This window comes from Brevundimonas huaxiensis, assembly GCF_014218725.1.
Classification (GTDB): Bacteria; Pseudomonadota; Alphaproteobacteria; order Caulobacterales; family Caulobacteraceae; genus Brevundimonas; species Brevundimonas huaxiensis.
Genome location: NZ_JABBJE010000010.1, coordinates 67,313 through 87,567, shown reverse-complemented (window position 1 = coordinate 87,567; position 20,255 = coordinate 67,313). Strand labels below are relative to the sequence as shown.

General features: G+C 63.7%; 24 protein-coding genes, 1 tRNA gene and 1 pseudogene. 18 read left to right on the top strand and 8 right to left on the bottom strand.

From position 1 onward, the window contains the following. Nucleotides 1-70: 70 nt before the first annotated feature. On the top strand, nt 71-334 hold the full coding sequence (locus HF680_RS16290) for an excalibur calcium-binding domain-containing protein (RefSeq protein ID WP_185225602.1): 264 nt from the start codon (nt 71-73) through the stop codon (nt 332-334). Nucleotides 335-770: 436 nt separating this feature from the next. Here HF680_RS16290 and HF680_RS14920 read toward each other — a convergent pair whose 3' ends face one another. Both HF680_RS14920 and HF680_RS14915 read right to left on the bottom strand, forming a co-directional pair. Then, the gene (locus tag HF680_RS14920) at nt 771-1,217 is read right to left on the bottom strand and encodes a DUF5681 domain-containing protein (RefSeq protein ID WP_185225601.1); all 447 of its coding nucleotides are present in this window, start codon (nt 1,215-1,217) and stop codon (nt 771-773) included. After that, nucleotides 1,217-2,506 (bottom strand): site-specific DNA-methyltransferase, encoded by a 1,290-nt coding sequence (locus HF680_RS14915; protein WP_205196314.1) that lies wholly within the window; start codon nt 2,504-2,506, stop codon nt 1,217-1,219. The genes HF680_RS14920 and HF680_RS14915 overlap by 1 nt, the downstream gene beginning before the upstream one ends. Before the next feature lie 262 nt (nt 2,507-2,768). On the opposite strand from HF680_RS14915, the gene HF680_RS14910 reads away from it, so the two are divergent. Continuing rightward, the gene (locus HF680_RS14910; protein ID WP_205196313.1) at nt 2,769-3,260 is read left to right on the top strand and encodes a DUF2924 domain-containing protein; all 492 of its coding nucleotides are present in this window, start codon (nt 2,769-2,771) and stop codon (nt 3,258-3,260) included. Next, nucleotides 3,155-4,042 (top strand): annotated as a pseudogene (locus HF680_RS16285) (recombinase family protein); the annotation flags it as partial. The gene HF680_RS14910 and the pseudogene HF680_RS16285, both read left to right, overlap by 106 nt. 783 nt (nt 4,043-4,825) lie before the next feature. Here HF680_RS16285 and HF680_RS14900 read toward each other — a convergent pair. Beyond that, nucleotides 4,826-5,830 carry a PD-(D/E)XK nuclease-like domain-containing protein gene (locus tag HF680_RS14900; RefSeq protein ID WP_185225600.1) on the bottom strand — a complete coding sequence of 335 codons (1,005 nt, stop codon included), beginning with the start codon at nt 5,828-5,830 and terminating at the stop codon, nt 4,826-4,828. Between the two features lie 70 nt (nt 5,831-5,900). Then, nucleotides 5,901-6,086, bottom strand: coding sequence for a hypothetical protein (locus tag HF680_RS14895; RefSeq protein ID WP_185225599.1), 186 nt, complete (start codon nt 6,084-6,086; stop codon nt 5,901-5,903). Nucleotides 6,087-6,155: 69 nt separating this feature from the next. On the opposite strand from HF680_RS14895, the gene HF680_RS14890 reads away from it, so the two are divergent. Genes HF680_RS14890 through HF680_RS14880 form a run of 3 tightly spaced genes read left to right on the top strand, consistent with a single transcriptional unit; the run spans nt 6,156 to nt 8,157 of the window. After that, nucleotides 6,156-7,397, top strand: coding sequence for a phage terminase large subunit (locus tag HF680_RS14890; RefSeq protein WP_185225598.1), 1,242 nt, complete (start codon nt 6,156-6,158; stop codon nt 7,395-7,397). Next, nucleotides 7,394-7,912 carry a hypothetical protein gene (locus HF680_RS14885; RefSeq protein WP_205196312.1) on the top strand — a complete coding sequence of 173 codons (519 nt, stop codon included), beginning with the start codon at nt 7,394-7,396 and terminating at the stop codon, nt 7,910-7,912. The genes HF680_RS14890 and HF680_RS14885 overlap by 4 nt, the downstream gene beginning before the upstream one ends. 56 nt (nt 7,913-7,968) lie before the next feature. Beyond that, nucleotides 7,969-8,157, top strand: a complete 189-nt coding sequence (locus HF680_RS14880) for a hypothetical protein (protein ID WP_185225596.1) — start codon at nt 7,969-7,971, stop codon at nt 8,155-8,157. A gap of 239 nt (nt 8,158-8,396) precedes the next feature. On the opposite strand, the gene HF680_RS14875 is transcribed toward HF680_RS14880, so the two are convergent. Both HF680_RS14875 and HF680_RS14870 read right to left on the bottom strand, forming a co-directional pair. Beyond that, a complete protein-coding gene (locus HF680_RS14875; RefSeq protein WP_185225595.1) occupies nt 8,397-8,666 on the bottom strand; it encodes a hypothetical protein in 270 nt (89 codons plus the stop codon). A 2-nt stretch (nt 8,667-8,668) separates the two neighbouring features. Continuing rightward, nucleotides 8,669-9,859 carry a tyrosine-type recombinase/integrase gene (locus tag HF680_RS14870; protein WP_185225594.1) on the bottom strand — a complete coding sequence of 397 codons (1,191 nt, stop codon included), beginning with the start codon at nt 9,857-9,859 and terminating at the stop codon, nt 8,669-8,671. A 374-nt stretch (nt 9,860-10,233) separates the two neighbouring features. Here HF680_RS14870 and HF680_RS14865 point away from each other — a divergent pair, with 374 nt between their 5' ends. From HF680_RS14865 to HF680_RS14835, 7 genes are all read left to right on the top strand, one after another. Then, complete coding sequence (locus HF680_RS14865; RefSeq protein ID WP_185225593.1) at nt 10,234-11,451, top strand: tyrosine-type recombinase/integrase; 1,218 nt, start codon at nt 10,234-10,236, stop codon at nt 11,449-11,451. Nucleotides 11,452-11,522: 71 nt separating this feature from the next. Then, entirely contained in the window at nt 11,523-11,861 is a 339-nt protein-coding gene (locus HF680_RS14860) for a hypothetical protein (protein WP_185225592.1), read from the top strand. Nucleotides 11,862-12,237: 376 nt separating this feature from the next. After that, entirely contained in the window at nt 12,238-12,921 is a 684-nt protein-coding gene (locus HF680_RS14855) for a hypothetical protein (RefSeq protein ID WP_185225591.1), read from the top strand. Between the two features lie 113 nt (nt 12,922-13,034). Further along, nucleotides 13,035-13,232: a helix-turn-helix domain-containing protein gene (locus tag HF680_RS14850; RefSeq protein ID WP_185225590.1), complete on the top strand. Its 198-nt coding sequence runs from the start codon at nt 13,035-13,037 to the stop codon at nt 13,230-13,232. Nucleotides 13,233-13,234: 2 nt separating this feature from the next. Beyond that, nucleotides 13,235-13,636, top strand: coding sequence for a winged helix domain-containing protein (locus HF680_RS14845; RefSeq protein WP_185225589.1), 402 nt, complete (start codon nt 13,235-13,237; stop codon nt 13,634-13,636). Continuing rightward, the gene (locus HF680_RS14840) at nt 13,633-13,902 is read left to right on the top strand and encodes a PC4/YdbC family ssDNA-binding protein (RefSeq protein WP_185225588.1); all 270 of its coding nucleotides are present in this window, start codon (nt 13,633-13,635) and stop codon (nt 13,900-13,902) included. Before HF680_RS14845 ends, HF680_RS14840 begins: the two co-directional genes overlap by 4 nt. A gap of 30 nt (nt 13,903-13,932) precedes the next feature. Beyond that, nucleotides 13,933-14,355, top strand: a complete 423-nt coding sequence (locus tag HF680_RS14835) for a helix-turn-helix domain-containing protein (RefSeq protein WP_185225587.1) — start codon at nt 13,933-13,935, stop codon at nt 14,353-14,355. Nucleotides 14,356-14,965: 610 nt separating this feature from the next. On the opposite strand, the gene HF680_RS14830 is transcribed toward HF680_RS14835, so the two are convergent. After that, a complete protein-coding gene (locus tag HF680_RS14830; RefSeq protein WP_185225586.1) occupies nt 14,966-15,337 on the bottom strand; it encodes a hypothetical protein in 372 nt (123 codons plus the stop codon). A 1,069-nt stretch (nt 15,338-16,406) separates the two neighbouring features. Here HF680_RS14830 and HF680_RS14825 point away from each other — a divergent pair. Further along, nucleotides 16,407-17,057, top strand: coding sequence for a hypothetical protein (locus HF680_RS14825; protein ID WP_185225585.1), 651 nt, complete (start codon nt 16,407-16,409; stop codon nt 17,055-17,057). 266 nt (nt 17,058-17,323) lie between these two features. Here HF680_RS14825 and HF680_RS14820 read toward each other — a convergent pair. Further along, nucleotides 17,324-17,413: transfer RNA gene (locus HF680_RS14820), tRNA-Ser, on the bottom strand. Nucleotides 17,414-17,552: 139 nt separating this feature from the next. Here HF680_RS14820 and msrA point away from each other — a divergent pair. The 4 genes from msrA to HF680_RS14800 all read left to right on the top strand — a co-directional run bounded on the left by msrA (nt 17,553) and on the right by HF680_RS14800 (nt 20,234). Further along, entirely contained in the window at nt 17,553-18,203 is a 651-nt protein-coding gene (gene msrA / locus HF680_RS14815) for a peptide-methionine (S)-S-oxide reductase MsrA (protein WP_039248158.1), read from the top strand. Nucleotides 18,204-18,274: 71 nt separating this feature from the next. Then, entirely contained in the window at nt 18,275-19,597 is a 1,323-nt protein-coding gene (gene hglS / locus HF680_RS14810) for a 2-oxoadipate dioxygenase/decarboxylase HglS (protein ID WP_082064537.1), read from the top strand. A gap of 50 nt (nt 19,598-19,647) precedes the next feature. Further along, nucleotides 19,648-19,935, top strand: coding sequence for a type II toxin-antitoxin system RelE/ParE family toxin (locus HF680_RS14805; RefSeq protein WP_045811939.1), 288 nt, complete (start codon nt 19,648-19,650; stop codon nt 19,933-19,935). After that, nucleotides 19,935-20,234: a HigA family addiction module antitoxin gene (locus HF680_RS14800; protein WP_045811940.1), complete on the top strand. Its 300-nt coding sequence runs from the start codon at nt 19,935-19,937 to the stop codon at nt 20,232-20,234. Before HF680_RS14805 ends, HF680_RS14800 begins: the two co-directional genes overlap by 1 nt. The last annotated feature ends 21 nt before the right edge of the window (nt 20,235-20,255 follow it).

Sequence of the window (20,255 nt, the reverse complement as noted above, 5' to 3'; positions counted from 1 at the left end):
GCGCGGCCCGGCCTGTTGCTCACCCCACGCTGCGAGGCGTAACTAACCCAAGGACTCTGGTCGCCGCTGGATGAAAACTCAGGGGCACGTCAGGCTGGCCGGAACGGGAGCGTTCGCCATCGCCTTTGCTGGAGCGACATACATCGTCACGCCCGACGCTCCCGGGAAGGCGGAGCTCCATCGAGAGTGGAGCAAGCGGACGACGGACCAACACTATTCCGGGTGCGGCCAAGCGCGCGCCAATAATCACGAGGACATCGCGTCGTGGGAGCCGAGCTACCGGGACCATATGGATGGCGATGGGGACGGGCTAGCCTGCGAGCCCTACCTTTGAGCGTCCGCTGATCTCCGAAGCGGACCTTGCGAGGTTAGCTTGGCACAAAGTCCGGTTCCTGGCTTGAAGTGAATGACCGCTCTTTGCGCTAAATGGTCATCATAGGCGAGGTCACCTGGCCGAGGCGAGGATAACGGCACTTGAAGCAGGGGGTTAATCTGCGTCCTCGTAGTGCTTCCGGATCGTCTCGCGTAGCCAAAGGGGGCGTCGGGCATCCATGTCGACTTGGTACTGATCGCTCAGGGGCGCGGAGTCGGGAGCATCCCCGAAATCGAAGGCCTCTGGACGCGTTCGGATAAGGTCCGCGATCGGAGAAGCCTCGGGTTCAGGACCGTTTGGGCAGCCGTTTAGGTTGTCGCTCATGGAAATTACCTTGCTCCTATTCACCGATCACTCAAGTCGTGTTTTTGTGTCCTAGTAGTGCTCGCGCCTGTTGTCACAAACGCCAGGTGAACTTCCGGAGTACGTTGAGATTCTTCCACTCCCACTTCTTTAGGCCGTTGATGCTCTTGTTGACGGCGTCGGCTTCGGCCTTTTCAACGACTCGGTCCAATTTGGGATTGGCTTTTTCGTGCTCTCGTAGAGCCTCACAGTGTATTTTGTGCAGATAACGTTGGGTCGGACCATTGCCTTTAAGGGCGCTCATTTTCATCGACTGCAAGTTTGCTAGATGGAACGGCACCTGACGCGAGCCAGCGCTAGTCCGTATCGTGACCAATTCTTCGGTAGTGCCGAGGGTGTCTCGTCGTCCCTGCCGGCTGGAGATCGCGCGCTGGTGCTTGGTGCGTGGCCGCCCCAATGGGTTGCCGGACTCGCCTTTGGCGAACTGACCCTTGGGCGTCCGGCGTCGCGGCAGGTTCTTGAAATCAATCTCGTCGTCCATCACGAAGCCTCTGCAGTCTGAGTTTCTAGGGTGTCCTCAAGGGTGGCGGTGAGGCCCGTCATGGCCTCCCAGCGCTGGATGATGGTGTCGACGTAGATCGGATCGATCTCAACGCCGCGGCATCGTCGACCTGAGCGCTCGGCAGCAATCAAGGTCGTCCCCGATCCGAGAAAGGCGTCCAGGACCAACTGGCCGCGCTTGGTGACGTCCTTAATGGCGTCCGACACCATGGCCACGGGCTTGACTGTGGGGTGCCAGTCGAGCTCCGCCGCACGCGAACCTCCGCTATTGACCGAGGCGTAGTCCCAAACGTTCGTCCGATTGCGGCCATGCTTGCCGAGCTCGACAGCATTGAAGTGCTGAGCCTCTCCGACGCGATAGACGAACACCAACTCATGCTTGGAGCGATAGAGGGATCCCATGCCGGCGTTGGACTTGTTCCAGATGCACAGGTTGAGGAGGTCGCCGTAGACCTGGTCGCCCGCATGCTGGAGGTGGCGGACGTGACGCCAGTCCATGCAGACGAAGTGCACGGCGCCGTTGCGCGAGACAGAGGCGCAAGCCCCCAATGTCTGTTTCAGGAAATCCTCGAACTGTGTATCGGTCATCTCACCAGAGGCCATGGCGAACTCGCGGTGCTTGGAGCGGACGTTAGCGTGGCCCTGGATGGCGACGTTGTACGGCGGATCGAGGAAGGCGGCGTCGATCTTGGCGTCTTCACCGACAACCCGAGCCAGAAACTCGGGATCACGGCAATCACCACAGCCGACGCGGTGATCACCGAGAACCCAGATGTTGCCGAGCTTGGCGCGGGGCGGCTCGGAAGATGGGGGCAGGGGCGTGTCGTCGTTGTGCGCCAAGGGCTTGTGGTCCAGCATGACGTCGATCTCGCCGACGGTGAAGCCGGTCAGCTCCAGGTCGATCTCGATCTCGGCAGACTGGATATCGACGATCATTTCGCGCAGCAGATCCGGATCCCAGCCGGATTTCTGGGCGATGCGATTGTCGGCGATCCGCAGCGCCTTCTTCTGCGCCTCGCTCAGGCCGGACAGAGTAATGGTCGGTACCGCTTCGAGCCCGCAGGTCTTGGCCGCCAGCGCACGGCCATGACCAGCGATGATCAGCCGGGCTTCATCAATCAGGATAGGGTTCACGAACCCAAAGGCCTCGATGTTTCGGGCCAGCTGTTCGACCTGCTTAGGCGGGTGGGTCCGAGGGTTAGCCGGATCGTGTTTGAGGTCCCGGAGCGGTCGATAGACGATCTCGAGCGCACGCGGGGGCGCATCCATAGGGGGCATGGCAAGAATTCCTTTGATGAGGTGAACCTGCGCCAGCCCCTTAGGCTTACTCGCTCGGACGCCTGACGTCCTCACGGCTCAGATGTGAGCCTGGATTGGCGTGGCAGCTTAACCACACGTAGTCCGGAAGAGGGAAGCGGCCCTACGTGCCGCTGGTCCTTCTCAACTCACAAGGGGCATTTGATGCGCCTGCATGGGGCGCGTCAAGCCTGTAAAAGCAAAAAATACAGGATTTCTCAAGTTATCGTAAGTTATGATTAAGTTCAAGGTAGTTTTCGATACAGTTGTCGTCGACTTTGTTGAATATTCGAGCATTGGTTCAGCTATGAGCGACATAGCCGCCGACACGACAAACCGACTCGCCGATCTAGCCGGCATTGGTTTGGCCGACCTTCGCGAAGAGTGGCGGAAAAATTTCGGAGCGCCACCGAAGTTACGTTCACCGGAACTCTTGGGCTTGATGTTGGCCTATCGGCTTCAGGCCGCCGCTGAGGGGGGAATGGACGTGGACCTTCGCCGGACGCTTCGCCGGCCTTCCGCCGGAAAGACATCTTCGGTGCTGACGCCCGGCACCAAGCTCGCGCGTGAATGGCAAGGAATCCGCCACGAGGTCACAGTCGAGCCGGACGGTCGGGTCCGATGGCAGGGCCAGGACTACAGAAGCCTGTCGGAGGTGGCGCGGGCGATCACCGGTGCAAGGTGGAATGGGCCTCGGTTCTTTGGCCTTCGGGCGGCTCAGCCATGAGCAAACCGATCACCCGATGCGCGATCTATACGCGCAAAAGCACAGAGGAAGGATTGGACCAGGCCTTCAACAGCCTCCATGCCCAACGCGAGGCCTGCGAGGCCTACATTAAGAGTCAGGCTGCCGAGGGCTGGGTTGCGCTACCGACCCTGTACGATGACGGCGGCTTCTCAGGCGGCAACATGCAGCGGCCGGGACTTCGTCAGCTTCTCGCCGACGTCGATGCAGGCCGCGTCGATACGGTCGTGGTCTACAAGATCGATCGCCTGACCCGTGCGCTGTCGGACTTCGCCCGCATCGTCGAGCGACTGGACAAGGCTGACGCCTCGTTTGTCTCGGTGACCCAGTCGTTCAACACCACCACCTCGATGGGCCGGCTGACGCTCAATGTGTTGCTTTCGTTCGCTCAGTTCGAGCGAGAGGTCACCGGAGAGCGAATCCGCGACAAGATCGCGATGTCCAAGAAGAAGGGCATGTGGATGGGCGGCGTTCCGCCGTTGGGTTACGATATCCCGACCGACCCGACGACCCGCGCCCTGGTGATCCATCCGGCTGACGCCGAGCGGGTTCGGTCGATCTTCCAGCTCTACCTTGAGCTGGGCACGGTCTCGGCCCTCGAGCAGCACATCGCGGCTGAGGGTTGGCGCACGCGCGAGCGGGTGAGCCGAAGGGGCGTTCCGTCCGGCGGGGCGCCTTACAGTCGAGGCATGCTCTTCCACCTCCTGAAGAACCGGGTCTATGTCGGAGAGATCGTTCACGGCCCGACCTGCACGCCTGGCCTGCACCAGCCCATCATCGACCAGGCCGTCTTTGACCGCGTTCAGAAGCAGCTGGCCAAAAACACCGTCACCCGGGCCGAGCGACCCCGGCGATCCGCCGACCTGAAACTGAAAGGCAAGCTGTTCGACGCTGACGGCCATCCGATGAGCCCTTCCTTCGGGTACGGCCGAGGCGGCAAGGTTTACCGCTACTACGTCTCCGCGCCACTGCAGGCGGGCCACAAGCACAAGCTTGATCGCGACAAGGCCATCCGGCGGGTGACCGCCGAATCGATCCACGAGATCGTCTGCGGCGCTGTCGGGCCTCGGCTCCCTAGGAAAGGAGATGGGATCGACGCCGCCGTCGGCGCCGTGCGCCGGGTCGAGATCTTGCCCAACGAGGTTCGGCTCATCCTTATTGCAGACTGCCTCACACAGGCCGGCCGAAAGGGCCTGGCGCTCCTAGGCGACGATCTGGTCAGGACTGTGCCGATGCGATGCCAGCTCAGGGGCGGGCGGGTCGAACACATCCTGCCCCCAGGCGCTAAGAGGCAGAGGGTCAAGCGCGACCCGACGTTGATCCGAGGACTGCAGAAGGCTCATTCACTCGCCAAGGCGATGGGCTGGCGCGCGGGCGATGGCGATCTGGCTGAACTGACCATCAAGCAGCCGGACACGGCCTATGACCGCAAGCTGGTGCGCCTACCCGGAACGCCTCTTCGAGGGTTTGAGGCACAAGGGCGGCGACCTGACCACCAGCCTGCATCGGCGGGCGCGGCGGGGCTTGGCGCGTGGCGACTTCGTTCATCAGGCAGCTTCCTTGTTCGGGGTGTTATCGTTGTCGCTGGCCTCGGCGGCGGCGATCTCAAGACGCTCGTCGATCCGCTTGGCGGCCCATGGCGGCAGGGTCAGATATTCGGCGTCGCGGCGTGTCCCGCCTGGGCCCGGCCATTCGCCGGTCGCCACGCATTCGGCGAACTGATCGATGGAGCGGCGCAACTGCATCCGGCCGCGCTCCAGATCGGCGCCGGTCAGCACGGTCACGCGGACGCAATGCGGCGGGGCCTTCTCGACCCAGACCAGGGCGAACTCTTCCATGGGGCGGCCGAGGACCGCTTCGGAGGCCATGCCGACCAGAGCGGCCTGCATGTGATAGCCGTAGTTGGCCAGCGACCGCTCCAAGCTGTCGTCCGACACGCTGTCGGCGGTCTTCAGATCAGCGAACAGGCCGGACGACGACGGGATGTTGTCGGGCCGGCTCTTGAGCCAGGCTCCGGTCTTGGCATCCTTGAAGATCAGGGACCGCTCCACGGCACCGTCGAGGATGCCGGACTTGACCAGCGGATGGGCACCCAGCGAACGGGCCATGCCGGTGATCGCTTCCAACTCGGCGTCGGTGATGATCGTAAGCCCGGCTTTGATCTGTTCGGCCTTCCACTCCTTCGCCGCGTCGGTGCGCCAGTCCTTCCACTTCGAAGGACGGATGACGAACTCGGCGTCGAAGCCTTTCCGGCCGAGATACAGCAGATGGTGCGCAGCCTTCCCGATGGAGAAGTGCGGGCGCTCGGGCTGATCCTTGGGGACCATGACCTCGATCCCGTCCACGACCTGCAGGACGAAGCCCGCCGGATTGTAGGGGCTGGCGTGGAAATAGTGCGCCGGCGACCGGCTCCAGATCGTGCGGAGGCCAGAGGACGAGATCGACGGGCCGACGCACAGGTCGCCGTGATACTCGGCCATCGACAGCGCATAGACGCCTGGGACCGAAACCTTGCCGGAAGGTGGCAGCGGTAGAGGGTTGGAAAGGCTCAAGGCTTCCTCCGAAGCGGGGTGTGCAGGATGGCCAGCAGGCCGATGGCTAGGATCAGGACCGTCAGGCCGTTCACAGCGACCAGAGCGCCCCGAGGACGAGAAGGCCGATGCCGAGGACGGACACGGCGCGGATCAGGTTGACGGGGTAGCGGCGGGGCCGAGCGGGCGAGAAATCCCAGCCCCTGCCCTGCCCCTGGTTGGTTTCGCGGGCGGCCTCGAAGCGCTGATCCGCTACGCTGACGTTGGGCCGGGTCATGCCAACACCAGACGCAGGGCCTTCTGGTCCCGCGCCTACGCAGAGCGACGAGGACTACGAGACCGGCGAGTGATCTATGACCCTATCCCGGCCTTTCGGTATCTGACCGACCGGCCGCTTGGGTCGTACACGTTCCGTGCCGCGCATGGCGGTCGTGGATCGGCCAAGTCCTGGTCGGTCGTGGACGCTGCGATCTTTCACACCGTTACGACCGTCAGGCTGCGCGTCGTCTTCCTCCGTGAGGTGATGGCGAACCTGAAGGAGTCGTCGCTGGAGCTGGTCCGCACCCGCCTTCAGCACTTCGGCCTGCTCGGCACCTACTTCCGCGAGGTGGACGGAACGTTCGTCGGCCTCGGCGGGCAGAAGATCATGTTCATCGGTCTCTGGAAGGGCGGCAAGCCCGAGGGCATCAAGTCGCTGGAAGGCGCCGGCCTGACGATCCTGGAAGAGGCCCAAGAGGTTAAGCAGGCGTCGCTGGACGTGCTGATCCCGACCGTCCTCCGCACCGTGATCTCTGAGTTGTGGGCGATCTGGAACCCGCGCCTGGCGACCGACCCAATCGACCTGTTCTTCCGCGGCCCGGTGAAGCCAAAGCGCGCCATCGTCCGCAAGATCAACTTCGACCAGAACCCCTTCTTCCCTGACGCTCTGCGCGAGCTGATGGAGTTGGACTTCCTCAAGGACAAGCTGCGGGCAGCCTGGATCTGGCTCGGCGCCTACATGCCGTCGGTCCAGGGGGCGATCTGGAACCGCGAAGCGCTGGACGAGGCCTGGCGGGAGGGCCGAAACGCAGCCGAGGGCGATTGGGGCCGGGTTGTCGTAGGTGTCGACCCATCGGGTGGCGGTGACGACGTCGGCATCGTGGTCGCGGCTGAATACGGCGACGGCGCCATCATCCTTGAGGATGCCACCTGCCCCGCCACCTCACCGATGGCCTGGGCCACGGCCGTCGCCAAGTGCGTCGATCGCTGGAATGCAGACTGCGTGGTCGCTGAGAAGAACTTCGGCGGCGACATGGTCGAGAGCACTCTTCGCGCCGGCGGGGTCAAGGCCCGCGTCGTCATGGTCTCGGCTAGTCGAGGCAAGCAGGTCCGCGCCGAACCCGTCGCCGCCCTCTACGATCAGAAGCGGATCAGGCACCGCGAGCAGTTCCCGCTGATGGAGGCCGAGATGCTGATGACCACCCCGGCCGGCTATCAGGGCGACCTCTCGCCGAACCGCATGGATGCCTTGGTCTGGGCCGTGACCAACCTGAAGGTCGAACCGCAATCAACCGTCGCCATGTTCCTGAAGAGCCGGCACCGCGGATGAGCGCGCGTCATCTTCTGGCCAACGCCGCGACGCGGTCGATCCAGGCCATGTTCCCGGGCTTCTTCTTCAGCGCCCAGAAGCACAACCACGCTGCCGACTTCGGCTATCCAGATCAGGTCAGCTTCGAGCTTGCCTTTGACGCCTACTGCCGCAACCCGCTGGCCCGCGCTGCCGTGGACAAGACGGTCGGCAAGACCTGGGAAGACAATCCCTACCTGCAAGAGTTCCAGCGGGACGGCACCGAAGGCGGCGACCAGGGCGAAACGGGGCTTGAGGCTGACATCCGTCAGCGCTTCGCCGATCTGCGCATCTGGCAACACCTCGCAGAGTGCGATCGCCGTAGCCTGGTCGGCTGCTACTCCGGCCTGATCCTGCGCTTCGCTGACAGCAAGGCGTTCAAGGAGCCCGTCGACACGGTTTCTGGCGGCCTCATGGGGCTGGTCGAGGTTATCCCAGCGTGGGAAGGCCAGCTGACCGTCAGCACCTGGGACACCGACGAGAAGTCGGAGGGTTAGGCGTCGGTGCCGCCAGTTGCGCGAGGCCGGTCGGAGCCTTCCCGCCTGCGACGGACTTGATCGTTCAGCCCAAGCCGGTCCCGCCTGAAAACGTGCTGACCAGCCGCATTGCGGGCGAGCAATACGACAACGCCGTCGAAGCCTGGGGCGAGGAAGGGTGGGCGCGGGTGTCGCGGCTCTGCCGGTTCTTCGACACGATGGGGATGCGGGGGCTGGACTGTCCGCGGCCGCCTCGACCGGGCTAGGCGAAAAGAGGGATTATCCCACCTTTCAGCGTCGAGCCTCGGCTCCGCTATCGAGGCCCGCTCTCTTCGGAGGGCGGGCTTTTGTCGTTTTCCGCTCACAGGAACCCTGTCCGCCAGTTCTGGGTTGGACCTGTGGAGCCGGCCTGTGAGGGTGGTGGCCCGGCAATATGCGCCACCCCGCTCGGTGGGCGGTCTATTACGTTCCCTGGGTAAGGCCGCCCGACCCAAGCGCCCTCGGTTCACGCCGGGGGCGTTTTGCTTTGCCCGCCTGGTATCAAGCAGCCATGCCCCCGCGCCTGATCGTAATAGTCCGAGATCGAGAAGCGGACTTGTAGGGCGGCGCCCTTCGCCCCACAGGCCTTGCAGACCAGATGATGAGCGACGAGCGGGAGCGACATCGACGTGTCCAGCTTGCGCGCCGCCTCGGCTGGGACGTAGCCCGTGCGACCGCAGTTGCAGAAGACGTCCAGGCCTATGCCGTCATCGATCCATGTGGAGATCGGCAGCACGATCAGGCCTTCAGCGGATAGACGTTATCGGCGCGGGTGACGCCCATGCAGTGATCGGCCCACGTCTCCATGAGCGGCCGACGCTTCTCGACGGCGGAACCCCGGCGATAGGCGCGCTCGACGGCAGAACCGACCTGATGGGCCAGCGCCTCTTCCAGCAGTTCGCGCGGGTAGTTGGTGCAGTCGCCAGCCCAATCACGAAATGCAGACCGGAAGCCGTGCGGGGTCGCGTCCTTGATCCCCATTTTCCGCATAACCATCGCCAGAGCCATGTCGGACAGCGGACCTTTCAGGCCGGGGAAGATCAGGCCCTGGCGCACGTCAGCGTCGATCGCGTTCAGCACTCCAACGGCAGCGGAGGAAAGCGGGACGCGATGCTCCCGGCCGGCCTTCATTCGCTCGGCCGGGATGATCCACGTCGTGCCCTTGATCTCGTCCCAGGTCGCCCCTCGCACCTCGCCAGATCTAGCGCCGGTCAGGACCAAGAACCTCAACGCATCGGCGGATATGCTGTGGCGCCCGGATAGTTGCTCAAGAAAGGCCGGGACATCCTGATAGGCCATCGCGGCGTGGTGTCCCTGCTCCTTCCGGACCTTCGGCAGCATCCGCGCCATATGGCCGCGCCAGCGCGCCGGGTTCTCGCCTTCCCGGAGTCCGCGCACCGTGGCGGCATCAAGGACCATCTCAATGCGGGACCGGACGCGGCGAGCCGTCTCCGGTTTTGTGGTCCAGATTTCGCGCAGAGCCTTCAGGACCATTTCGGTGTCAACGGCGCTGACCTCGGCCTTCCAGATGGCGGCGGCGTGCTGCGTCAGGGACGCTTCCCATTGCGGGCGCTGCTTTGGGGACTTCCATCCCTTCTCCAAGCCGTCCATCAGATCGGCAGCGACTGCTGAAAAGGTGGTGTCCGGTTTCGGCGCATTCGCCTTGCGCCGTGCCTCGATAGGGTCGATCCCAGCTTTGATCTCGGCTCGCACCTTGTCAGCGGCCGCGCGGGCCTCGGTCAGCTTGACTGCCTCCAGGCTCCCAAGGCCCATCTCTCGCCGGCGACCGGCTCGATAGAAGATATAGACCCAGCGCCGCGATCCGGTCTGATCTATCCGCAGATAGAGTCCGGCCCCATCCGCGAAGAGCCCAGGCTCGCGCATCCCCGGCACCTTCTTGCCGTTCAATCTGTTTACGTCGCGCGCCATGGCCTCTCCAGAACGTAAGGAGAACATACGCCGACGACAGAAGCGGTCGCCACCCTAAGCTCGCCCTAAGTCCCGCCCTAAGATGAGCGGTTCGCGTCCCGTCCAGCGATGACGGGCTTGAGGCGCAAATCCTTGCGCAGCGGGACGCTGGGTTGGCAAGCGGTGACATTGGAGGGCGTGGGTGTGGCGGACAGAGAGTCCGGTAAACCCCTGTTTCAGCCCGTCCCCGACTGTTTGAAATAGTGCCGTGAAATCAGGCTTTAGATAGATAGGCCGTCTGGCGTTATCCCAAAATGTCCCGCATATTCGCAGAACAAAGTAGGGACTAGAGTAGGGACTGAGGTTTTCGGTCCCTACTGGTCGAGGGGCCGGACATGGCGCGGGCTATTCACAAACTTCCCCCGAGGGCTGCGGCGACGATTGCCGAGCCGGGGCGCTACAGCGACGGCGGGGGCCTGTATCTGGTCGTCGGCCAAGGCCAGTCCCGAAAGTGGGTGTTCCGCTTCAAGTGGCATGGGCGGCTTGTGGACATGGGCCTGGGCGCTGCGGCGTCGGTGACGCTGGCGAAGGCTCGCGAACGGGCCGGTGACGCCCGCAAGCTGCTGGCCGACGGCCTTAACCCGCTGGAGGCCAAGCGCGCAGACCAAACGGTTCCGACGTTCGGGGAGATGGCCGACCGGCTGGTTGCTGACCTGGGACCGCAATGGCGCAATGAGAAGCATCGGGCGCAATGGAAGACGACGCTGGAGAACGACGCCGCCAAGCTGCGGCCGATCCGGGTTGATGCGGTCGAGACGGCCGACGTTCTGGCCGTGCTGAAACCGATATGGGCGACCAAGCCGGAAACGGCGTCCCGCCTTCGCGGCCGGATTGAGCGGGTTCTAGACGCGGCCAAGGCCAAGGGTTTTCGATCCGGCGAGAACCCGGCGCGCTGGCGGGGCCATCTCGATCATCTGCTGCCCAAGCGCCAGAAACTGACGCGAGGCCATCACGCGGCGCTGCCGTTTGAGAAGGTGCCGGGGTTTGTCGCTGATCTGCGGGAGCGCGACGCGGTGGCGGCTATGGCGCTGGAGTTTGCAATCTACACCGCCGCACGATCCGGCGAGGTTCGGGGCGCGACCTGGGCGGAGATTGATCTGGCGGCGAAGGTCTGGACCGTTCCCGCTGACCGGATGAAGGCGGGGCGCGACCACCGTGTTCCGCTGTCGGCGCGCGCGGTCGAAATACTGGAGATGGCCCGCGACCTGTCATCCGGCGAGCCTGATGCGGTGGTGTTTCCCGGTATCAAGTCCGGGGCCAGCCTGTCGGATGCGGCTTTTGACGCCCTGCTGAAGCGCATGGGGTTCAAGAGCGGCGAACTGACCCCGCACGGCTTCCGGTCGAGCTTTCGGGACTGGGCGGGCGAGGCGTCAACCTTCCCGCGTGAACTGGCGGAGGCTGCCCTGGCGCACGTCGTCGGGGATGCCACGGAGCGGGCCTATCGGCGCGGCGATGCCCTAGAGAAGCGCCGCAAGATGATGGACGCCTGGGCGCGGTTCTGTGAGCCGAAAGCCGCCGGGTCCAACGTCACCCCGATCCGCCGTGCAAACTGACGCCATGCCAATAGCGCCATTGGCGCCGTTAGCGCCAATAGCTTTCCAATCTGACCCTGGGGGAAACGAACATGACCACCGCCGACATGACCGTCGCCGCCACGCCCGAGGCCAACGCCAAGCGGCTGCTGTTTTGGGAGCGCGAAGCTACGCGCCTGACGCGGGAAGCCTCCGCCGCCCTGATGAATGACGAAGCGACCGACGCGCTATGTGATGAGGCTGCGGAGTTTGAGGCGCGCATAGCCAAGGCCCCCTGTGACAGCCACGTCGCCGCGACGGTGAAGCTTCGGACGGTGGTTCGCGAGGCCGTTCTGGGGGGCGCCATGTATCGCATCGACCGCGCCGCCATGATCGACGGCATTGTCGCCTTTATGGAGGGGCAGGGCGCAATGGGGAGGGCGGAGGCGTGAGCGGAGCCGAGGAGGAGAACGGCGGCGACCCAATTTTTCTGAGGCCCGAGTATGACGTAGCTGCCGACGCTTGCGCGCGCTTTCAGGCCATACTCGACGGGCCGCGTTTCGGTGAGGTTGAGGGCGTCGTGTTCGATCTTCGCCACGAGAAACTACCAAGCGCCGAGGAATGGCACGCCCCCGGCGGCGCGCGGCCTTTCGGAATTGCGTTCCCCCGGGACCGCACGCTGTTTGATGGCGATGCCGAAGCGGCGGCTAGTTATGTGACTAGCGGGGCAAACGAACTGGGTTGGGGCGTCACACAAGTTTACCCTGGCGACCGTGTAACGGTGGATCGGCTGATGCGCTTGTATCGGGGGGGGGAAGGCCGCCCTATGTGGACCCGCACGACGCCTATTCTCTTGAGGCGCATTTAGTTGTGACGCGACCCGACGGCACTGTCGAAAAAATCGAGGAGTCCATCTTCTTCAACGCCCGCGACGCGATGGGGCCAGCCTCGCCTCATATCTACGCCGGTGACGACGGGCTAGATGAATTTGTCGGCGACTTTCGTGTTTCCTACGACAAGATAACCCGCCGCCTGGAGCGGCTGAGAGATTCTATTGGGAGCACCGGCGAAGGCGTCGAATGGGCGAACCTAGCTTGGGACGCGCTTGACGGTTTAACGCCCCCTTGGTCCGCCCTCTACGACGAGCCGTTTCCCCGAACCCCGGAAGATGTGGCGTATCTGTTAGATATGGCTGTTGCGCTGGGCTATGCGGTTGCAAAGGCTGAAGCTGCGCCGCTGCTAAAGTCCGCACAAAACCGGACACGTCCGGCCACTAAGGCGCGAATGGCCCGTGCTGACCCGGTGAGGGAAGCTGCAAAGGCGGACATTCTGGTCAATCCGAAGACGACGCAAACCGCTTGCGCGCGGCGGGTGGCGCTCCAGCTAGAACGTGACCAAAGATCGGTTGAGAAGCTTATCGCTCCGCTGTTCGCTTGGGTGACGCTGCCGGGGGGAACTAAAGAAAAGCGGCCTCGCTCCACCCGTATCAACCCCCGTCAAATCGACGGTTAGCCGGGCTTGTCGTCGGTCTAACGCTGCCGGTTGCCCGCGAACCTTCCCATTCCTGACGCGATGCAGCGACGGGACGGAATGGGCCGCCCCGCGATGCAGCGGAGCAAGATGAAATGGCCGTTCAGCCCGTCGCCCCTGTCGCCTTCACCATTCCCGACGCGGTGGCCTATTCCGGGTTCTCCCGGTCCCGCCTGTATCGCCTGATCCAGTCCGAGGAACTTCCCTCCCTGCGCGTCGGTGGTCGCCGGATGATCCGGCGCGACGCCCTGGACGCGTTCTTTGACCGCCTGACCGCCGGGGAGGCCGCATAAAGATGGCCCCGGAAAAGATGAACCCCGCCGCCGGTCGCACGGCTGACGGGGTTCGGGATGCTTCGCGGGCTGCGGGGCGTTCCGAACATAACACCACCGCCAAGGCCAGCAAGGCCAGCAAGGCCAGCAAGGCCAGCCTGACGGTGCGGCTGGATGACCGGACGCTGACCGTTGAGGGGCGCTTGGCGCAAACCCTCGCGCTGTTGATACAGTGCGGAAGCAGAGGCGTCACGGCGGGCGAGGCGTCGCCCTTGGGCTGGGCGCGTCGCACGTCGCACTACGTCCACGAACTGCGCCAGCTTGGCTTTACGATCCTGACGCAATGGGAGGAAGCCGGTGACGCCCGCGTCGGCCGCTACATTCTGGCCGGTGCGGTGGCGGTGGTGGCGAGGGGCGCGGCATGAGCGGGCTTCCTGTCACGGTGCGGACCCTGCCCAAGGGGGACGCGGCGGAGGTCCGGCTGACGCTGGAAACCGTCAACAATCTGGCCCGCGTCGATCTGCGGACATGGGCGGATGACAAGCTGGGGGCGACGGTGGTGCGCGGCCCGACCAAGAGAGGGGTTTCCCTGCCGGTCGAGGCCCTTCCTGATCTGGTCGCGGCGGTGGCCGAGGCGGAGGCCACGGCCCGCGCCCTGGGGCTGCTGAAGGAAGGGAGCGCGACGGGTTAAGCGGCTGTTGCCGCTACCCTGCGACACTCGATGCCCGTTCGCCATAACAACAAGGGCCGGTCCAAGTCCGGCTCTCCCTTCCTCCAGCTTCATTGGTTCATGCTCGAAAGCGAAGCATGGGGCTGCCTGACGGCCAACGCACGCGCGGTTTATCTGGAGGTCGCGCGCCGATACAATGGCAAGAATAACGGCTTCCTGGCCCTTTCCGTCCGCGATGCGGCGGAGCGGTGCCGGATCAACAAGGACACCGCCAAGCGCGCCTTGGACGAACTCCAGAGGTTGGGCTTTATCGAGTGCGCCGTAGCGGGTGGTTTCAGCCTAAAAGTACGTCATGCGAGCGAGTGGCGGTTGACCGTCGCGCGATGCGACCGGACGGGGGGCAGAGAGACAAAAGCGTTCATGCGCTGGAGGCCGGAACCACCGTCCGAAAAGAAAATTACGGTCCCCAAATAGCCCCGTGTGGGTCCCCTATTTTCGGACAGCGAGGCTGCAGATGCGGCCTTTTCAGCCTTCACGGTCCCCTATATTCGGACCGTCGACGCGTTTTCAGCGGCTTCACGGTCCCCTATTTTCGGACACATATACATCTAGCCATAGGCTATGTTTTCGGGGGCGGCTTCGGCAAGGGGCTGTGGCTCCTTAGGGCAAGGCTAGCACCTAGTGCAAGGTTCGGCCCGCGCAGCCATCAGTCCAGCGTAGCGGGCCGGACCGACCTTCCCCATAGTCCGCACGATTGGGGCGAAGCGTCAGGGGCGGTTTGCGCGAATCGTGACGACGCGGGCCTGGGCCAGTTGACGGAGGTGTTCATCAACCTTCGGCATAAGCACCGCTTCGTATCGCCAGTCATCGCCTGCGGCCACCCGCCTCACGGTCTCTCGCTCTGCGCGGCACGCGGTAATGGCGGCATCAGCCACGATGTTTGCGGCCTCACGGCTACGTTCCAACCGAGACGCTGCCCGCTCTACACACGAGACCAACGCTCTTCGCGCGGCTACATTCTCCGGGCTGTTCGGCGGACTTCTCTCTCCCCCGAAAGCCAAAGCCAAAGAAAAGGCCAATACAATCATTTCAGCAAACCAATAGCGGGCGCGGTGTTGAAGTAGGTTCGGCTACACGTTTTGAGCTTGTCCATGGCAACATCCATGCCGGTAAGCTGATAAGTAGCCTGAGGCCCGTTATCCAAGAAGATGGTGACAGCCTGAGCACTCCGGAGCAGCGACAAGAGCTCCTCTCCCTGCTGGCCTGCCAAGCCACGGCGGTTGTCGTCTCCTGGCTGAATAAAGCCTTCCGTGATGAAGGCATGTCGTGTGAGGCCTGTTTTATCAGTAGAGATGCTGACCATACGCATTTCCCCGACCTCAATAACATTCCAAGGGCCACCTACAGCGGCGAAGAACACCTCTCCACTGTAGTTTCTGTAGGAGAGGCGCAGCATGGCATCCTCCGGTTGGTCTACATACCATGCGCAAGACTGGGTCTCGCGATACACGAAGTTTTCGCCATCACTGTAGAATTCGGTGCTTTGAGCTGGAGCCATTGGGGCTAGCAAAAGTGCAGCGCCTAAAATCGCTATCATCTAAACCCCTTCAGCCTGAAGTGCCTGATCGGCCCCCGTTTTGACGATCAAGGTTATGTCTCTGGGGCCGCTCTCGCGCAAGATGCAGCGTTCGCCGCGTGAAGATGACCTGGGACCTCATCATCATTCATCATCATCGCTTGATGGCCCGTTAGGCTTCGATCCGGCGTTCGAGAACCTCAACTTTTTTCAACATTAGGGGACGGCAACGCACGCCTTTCACGGTGATGTTCTGGCTGCGCAGGCTCTGGTTTTATCAGGTTCCTTTGCCGTGCGCCGCGCCGACGGGAGGGGAGAGAGGCTTTCTGCGGTGGTGTCACCAATTTGGGCCGTGACGTTGTGATTTACCCAGCCCAGTTTGGGCGTGGGGCGAGAGGGGCGGCCACCGGCCCCGGCGGAGGCTGAACTCACCGGCCTGGGATTGAATGTTAGCATTTGTTAGCATGGGGCTGTCGCCGGCGGCTTGCCGATGAAGGCTCTCCGTCAAGTTCGGTCGTCGCTACGCCCGGCGCTTGATCCAAAGTGGGCGCGAATAGAAGGCGGGGGCCTAATCGCTGGGCGGGTGACGCCGGACACCGGCTCCGAAGTCGCACGCGAGACGCCGCGAAATTGGGAAGGCTCGCGCACGCACGCGATGGCGGCAGAAACCCAGTCGAAGTGTCAGGGACTTTCAGCGGCAGTGCGCGCGCGGGAGAGGGTGGCGATAGTTTCCTGCGCGGCGTAGCTTTCACAGCCGAATGTCGGCTGAACCTCGGGGGAGGGCTAAGTGATGGGTCTACTGTTTACCCTGCCAGCGCTATATGGCGTTTGGCGTTACCGATACTGGGCATATTGGCGAGAAGTGCTGCTCGTCGGGCTTTGCTTACAAACGGGGGCAGCTCTTTTTTGGGCGAGTGGGACCCTAGAAAGCGCGGCGGGAGACGGGCTTGTGACCGCAGCGCTTCGTCAGGCCAGCGGCGACGGTCCCGAGGTGCTCTTTGCGGTTCTCGGCGTGGTTGGCGCGCTGGGCGGCGCGATTTACTTCCTGAAACGGTCGCACTATGCAACCCAATATCCCCACCTTGGTAAAACCGCCTCTCGCGGCGCGAATGCGGCCAGAAAGGTTGGGGAAAGCGTTGGCGTCTTGGCCGCTGCCGCCGGAGTTTCGTTTGTCGTCTCTATGATTGTGGGCGGAATTAACTTCGCCATCCATGATGAGCGCCGGTCGCCTAGCGTTGAATCACCCTCTGCCATCGATCCGCTCGCGAGCGAACTTCGCGCGGTCGTAGAGCAGTCAAAGGGGGGTATGGTTCCGCAGAAACTCGACCCTATCACAACCATGACTGACATGACGGCGGAGGGCCGAACATGGGTGTATCACTACACGCTGTCGGAAAACCTTGAGGCCTCCCACATCGAGTCTTTCCGACCAAGGGTTGTCGGCCAGGTGTGCGGAAATCCCGATATGGTCAAGATGCTGCGAATGGGGATAGGCTTTCGCTATAGCTACACCACGCCGACGATAGCCGCGCCGGTGGCGTTTTCGATAAGCGTTGATGACTGCGTTGATGCTTGGGGAAAGCAGGTCGGTCCTGAATAGCTAGGACGCCAACGAAATCCTCCAAAACCCCGCCCCTCCCCAGGCGGAGTTTTTGCTGTCAGGCGGCTTCGTCGTGGGCTTCACGCGTAACACGGTCGCAAGGAAAATGCCGCGCCCTGCGCTGTGTCGATCTGGAACGCCCGAACATAGCGGCAAATGTCCCGCCATATCCCGTTCCATCGCCGCACAAAGTAGGGACTAGAGTAGGGACTGTCCGGACGCACTGAAAAATAATCAATGCAAATCAGAGCGCTGACGGCAGAGTGTGGCGGACAGAGAGGGATTCGAACCCTCGGTAGGCTTTCACCTACACACGCTTTCCAAGCGTGCGCGATCGACCACTCCGCCACCTGTCCGTTTCACGCTGCGTCTTGCGCGCCGCCGGAGGTCGATCCGGCGGGAGGCGGGCCTGATAGAACACACTCGCCCCCTCGGCAAGCGCCTGTCGCATCCCCATATGGACTTCAACGCCATTTTCCGATGAGAGAGCCGCAAATGCTGTTCAAGAAGACCGCCGAAATGCCCACGCCCGAGACCGCCCTGCCCGGCCGCGCCGAGCCGCTGGACACCGATGTGAACCACTATGTCAGCGGCCATCCGCTGAAGGGGCCCTATCCCGACGGTTTCCAGACCGCCATCTTCGGCATGGGGTGTTTCTGGGGCGTGGAGCGCATCTTCTGGCAGTTGCCGGGCGTCTGGGTGACCTCGGCCGGCTATTCCGGCGGCATCACGCCCAACCCGACCTATGAAGAGACCTGCACCGGCCGCACGGGTCATACGGAGGTTGTCAAGGTCGTGTTCGACCCGAGCGTCATCACCTACGCCGAACTGCTGAAGACCTTCTGGGAGAACCACGACCCGACCCAGGGCATGCGCCAGGGCAACGACATCGGCACCACCTATCGCTCGGCCATCTACACGCTGAACGCCGAGCAGCAGGCCGAGGCCGAAGCCTCGCGCGACGCCTATCAGGCCGCCCTGACCCAGGCCGGGCGCGGGACGATCACCACCGAGATCGAGCCGGCCGGCGACTATTTCTACGCCGAGGGTTATCACCAGGGCTATCTGGCCAAGAACCCGGCCGGATACTGCGGCATCGGCGGGACCGGCGTGGTCTGCCCGATCGGGGTCGGCGTCGACGCCTGACCCTTGCGACGGCCGCCGGGTTTCAACCGGCGGCCAGTCGGCCTATGGATCGGCGAAAAATGGGAGCGCTCATGTCCGCCTTCGTCCATCCTGACGAGATTCGCAGCCGGTTTTCGGCCGCCCTGTCCGCCATGTACCGGGCCGAGGTGCCGCAATACGGCGACCTGCTGTCGCTGGTGGCGGACATCAATGCGCAGGCGTTGAAGGCGGATGCCGGCGGAGCCGACCGGCTGGCGGCGTCCGGCGAACTGGCGCGTCTGTCGGAGGAGCGCCACGGCGCCATCCGCGTCGGCACGGCCGATGAACTGGCCACGATCGCGCGCGCCTTTGCGGTCATGGGGATGGAGCCGGTCAGCTATTACAACCTCGCTCCCGCCGGAGTGCCGGTGCATTCGACCGCCTTCCGCCCCGTCGATCCGGCCGCGCTCGCGCGCAATCCGTTCCGGGTCTTCACCTCGCTGCTGCGGCTGGAGTTGATCGAGGACGAAGCCTTGCGTGCAGAGGCGGCCGAGACCTTGGCCCGTCGCGACATCTTCACCCCCGGCGCGCGTGAGCTGATCGAGACGGCGGAGACCGCCGGCGGTCTGGACGAGGCTCAGGCCGATCGTTTCGTGTCCGAACTGCTGGAGACCTTCCGCTGGCACGCCCAGGCGACCGTCAGCGCCGAGACCTACGAACGGCTGGTCGCCGCCCACCGACTGATCGCCGATGTGGTCAGTTTCAAGGGTCCGCACATCAACCATCTGACGCCGCGCACACTGGATATCGACGCGGCCCAGGCCGCCATGCCCGCGCGCGGCATCAGCCCGAAGGAAACCATCGAGGGTCCGCCCGCCCGCGCCTGTCCGATCCTGCTGCGCCAGACCAGCTTCAAGGCGTTGCAGGAGGCGATCACCTTCCCCGGCGCCGACGGCCCCACGGCCGGCGCCCACACCGCCCGCTTCGGCGAGATCGAACAGCGCGGCTGCGCCCTGACCCCCGCTGGTCGCGCCCTGTATGACGCGGCCCTGGCGAAGAAGGACTTCTCCGCCCTGCCCGACGACTGGGACACCCTGCGCCGCGCAGACCTCGCCTGGTTCCGTTATCGCCCGACGCCTGAGGGCTTGGCCGGCCGCGCCGAGACCGCCGACCTGGAAGCCCTGATCTCCTCGGGCCACGTCGTCGCCGAGCCCATCACCTACGAAGACTTCCTGCCTGTCAGCGCCGCCGGCATCTTCCAGTCCAACCTGGGGTCAGAGGCCCGCGAAACCGCCTATGCCGTCGATCCCGCCAAGGCCGATTTCGAACAGGCGCTGGGCCGCCCGGTCCAGGACGAGATGGCCCTGTACCGCGCCGAACAGGACGCCTCGATCACAGCGACGCTGAAGGCGTTGGGGTTGACCGCCTCCGCCTAAGCCTGTCAACTGTCACTTGACAGGCGTCACATTGATGACGATGTTGGCTCGTGCAGATCGACAGCATCAGACACAAGGCGCTGCGGCAGTTCGCGGAAACCGGAAAGGCCAAGGGCCTGCCCGGCGCGCTGATCGGCCGCCTCACCAATATTTTGACCTATATCCATGCGATCGCGACGGAAGACGAGCTGCTGGTCCCGCCCAATTTCGGCGCCCACAAACTGACGGGAGATCGGGCCGGAACCTGGTCTTTGACGCTCACCCGGAACTGGCGCCTGACGTTCCGCATCAACGAAACCCTTGGCGTCGAGGACATGGATTTGGAGGATTATCACTGATGGCCATTCGACTACATTCCGCGTTCGCAGTTCATCCCGGCTCTTGGCTGCGCGACGAGCTTGTCACCCCAAAGGATCTCAGCGTCACCGCCCTGGCCGAGGCGCTGGGCGTGACGCGTCAGGCCGCCAGCAATCTGTTAAACGGCAAGTCGGGCGTGTCGGCCGAAATGGCCATCCGGTTCGAAAAGCTGTTCGGCGTCAGCGCCGACACCCTGATGCGAATGCAGGCCAGGCATGACCTGTCCAAGGCCCGCGCCCACGAACACGACATCCGGGTTCGTCCCCTCGCTGCGGCCTGATCCGCCCCGCGTCCATCCGGC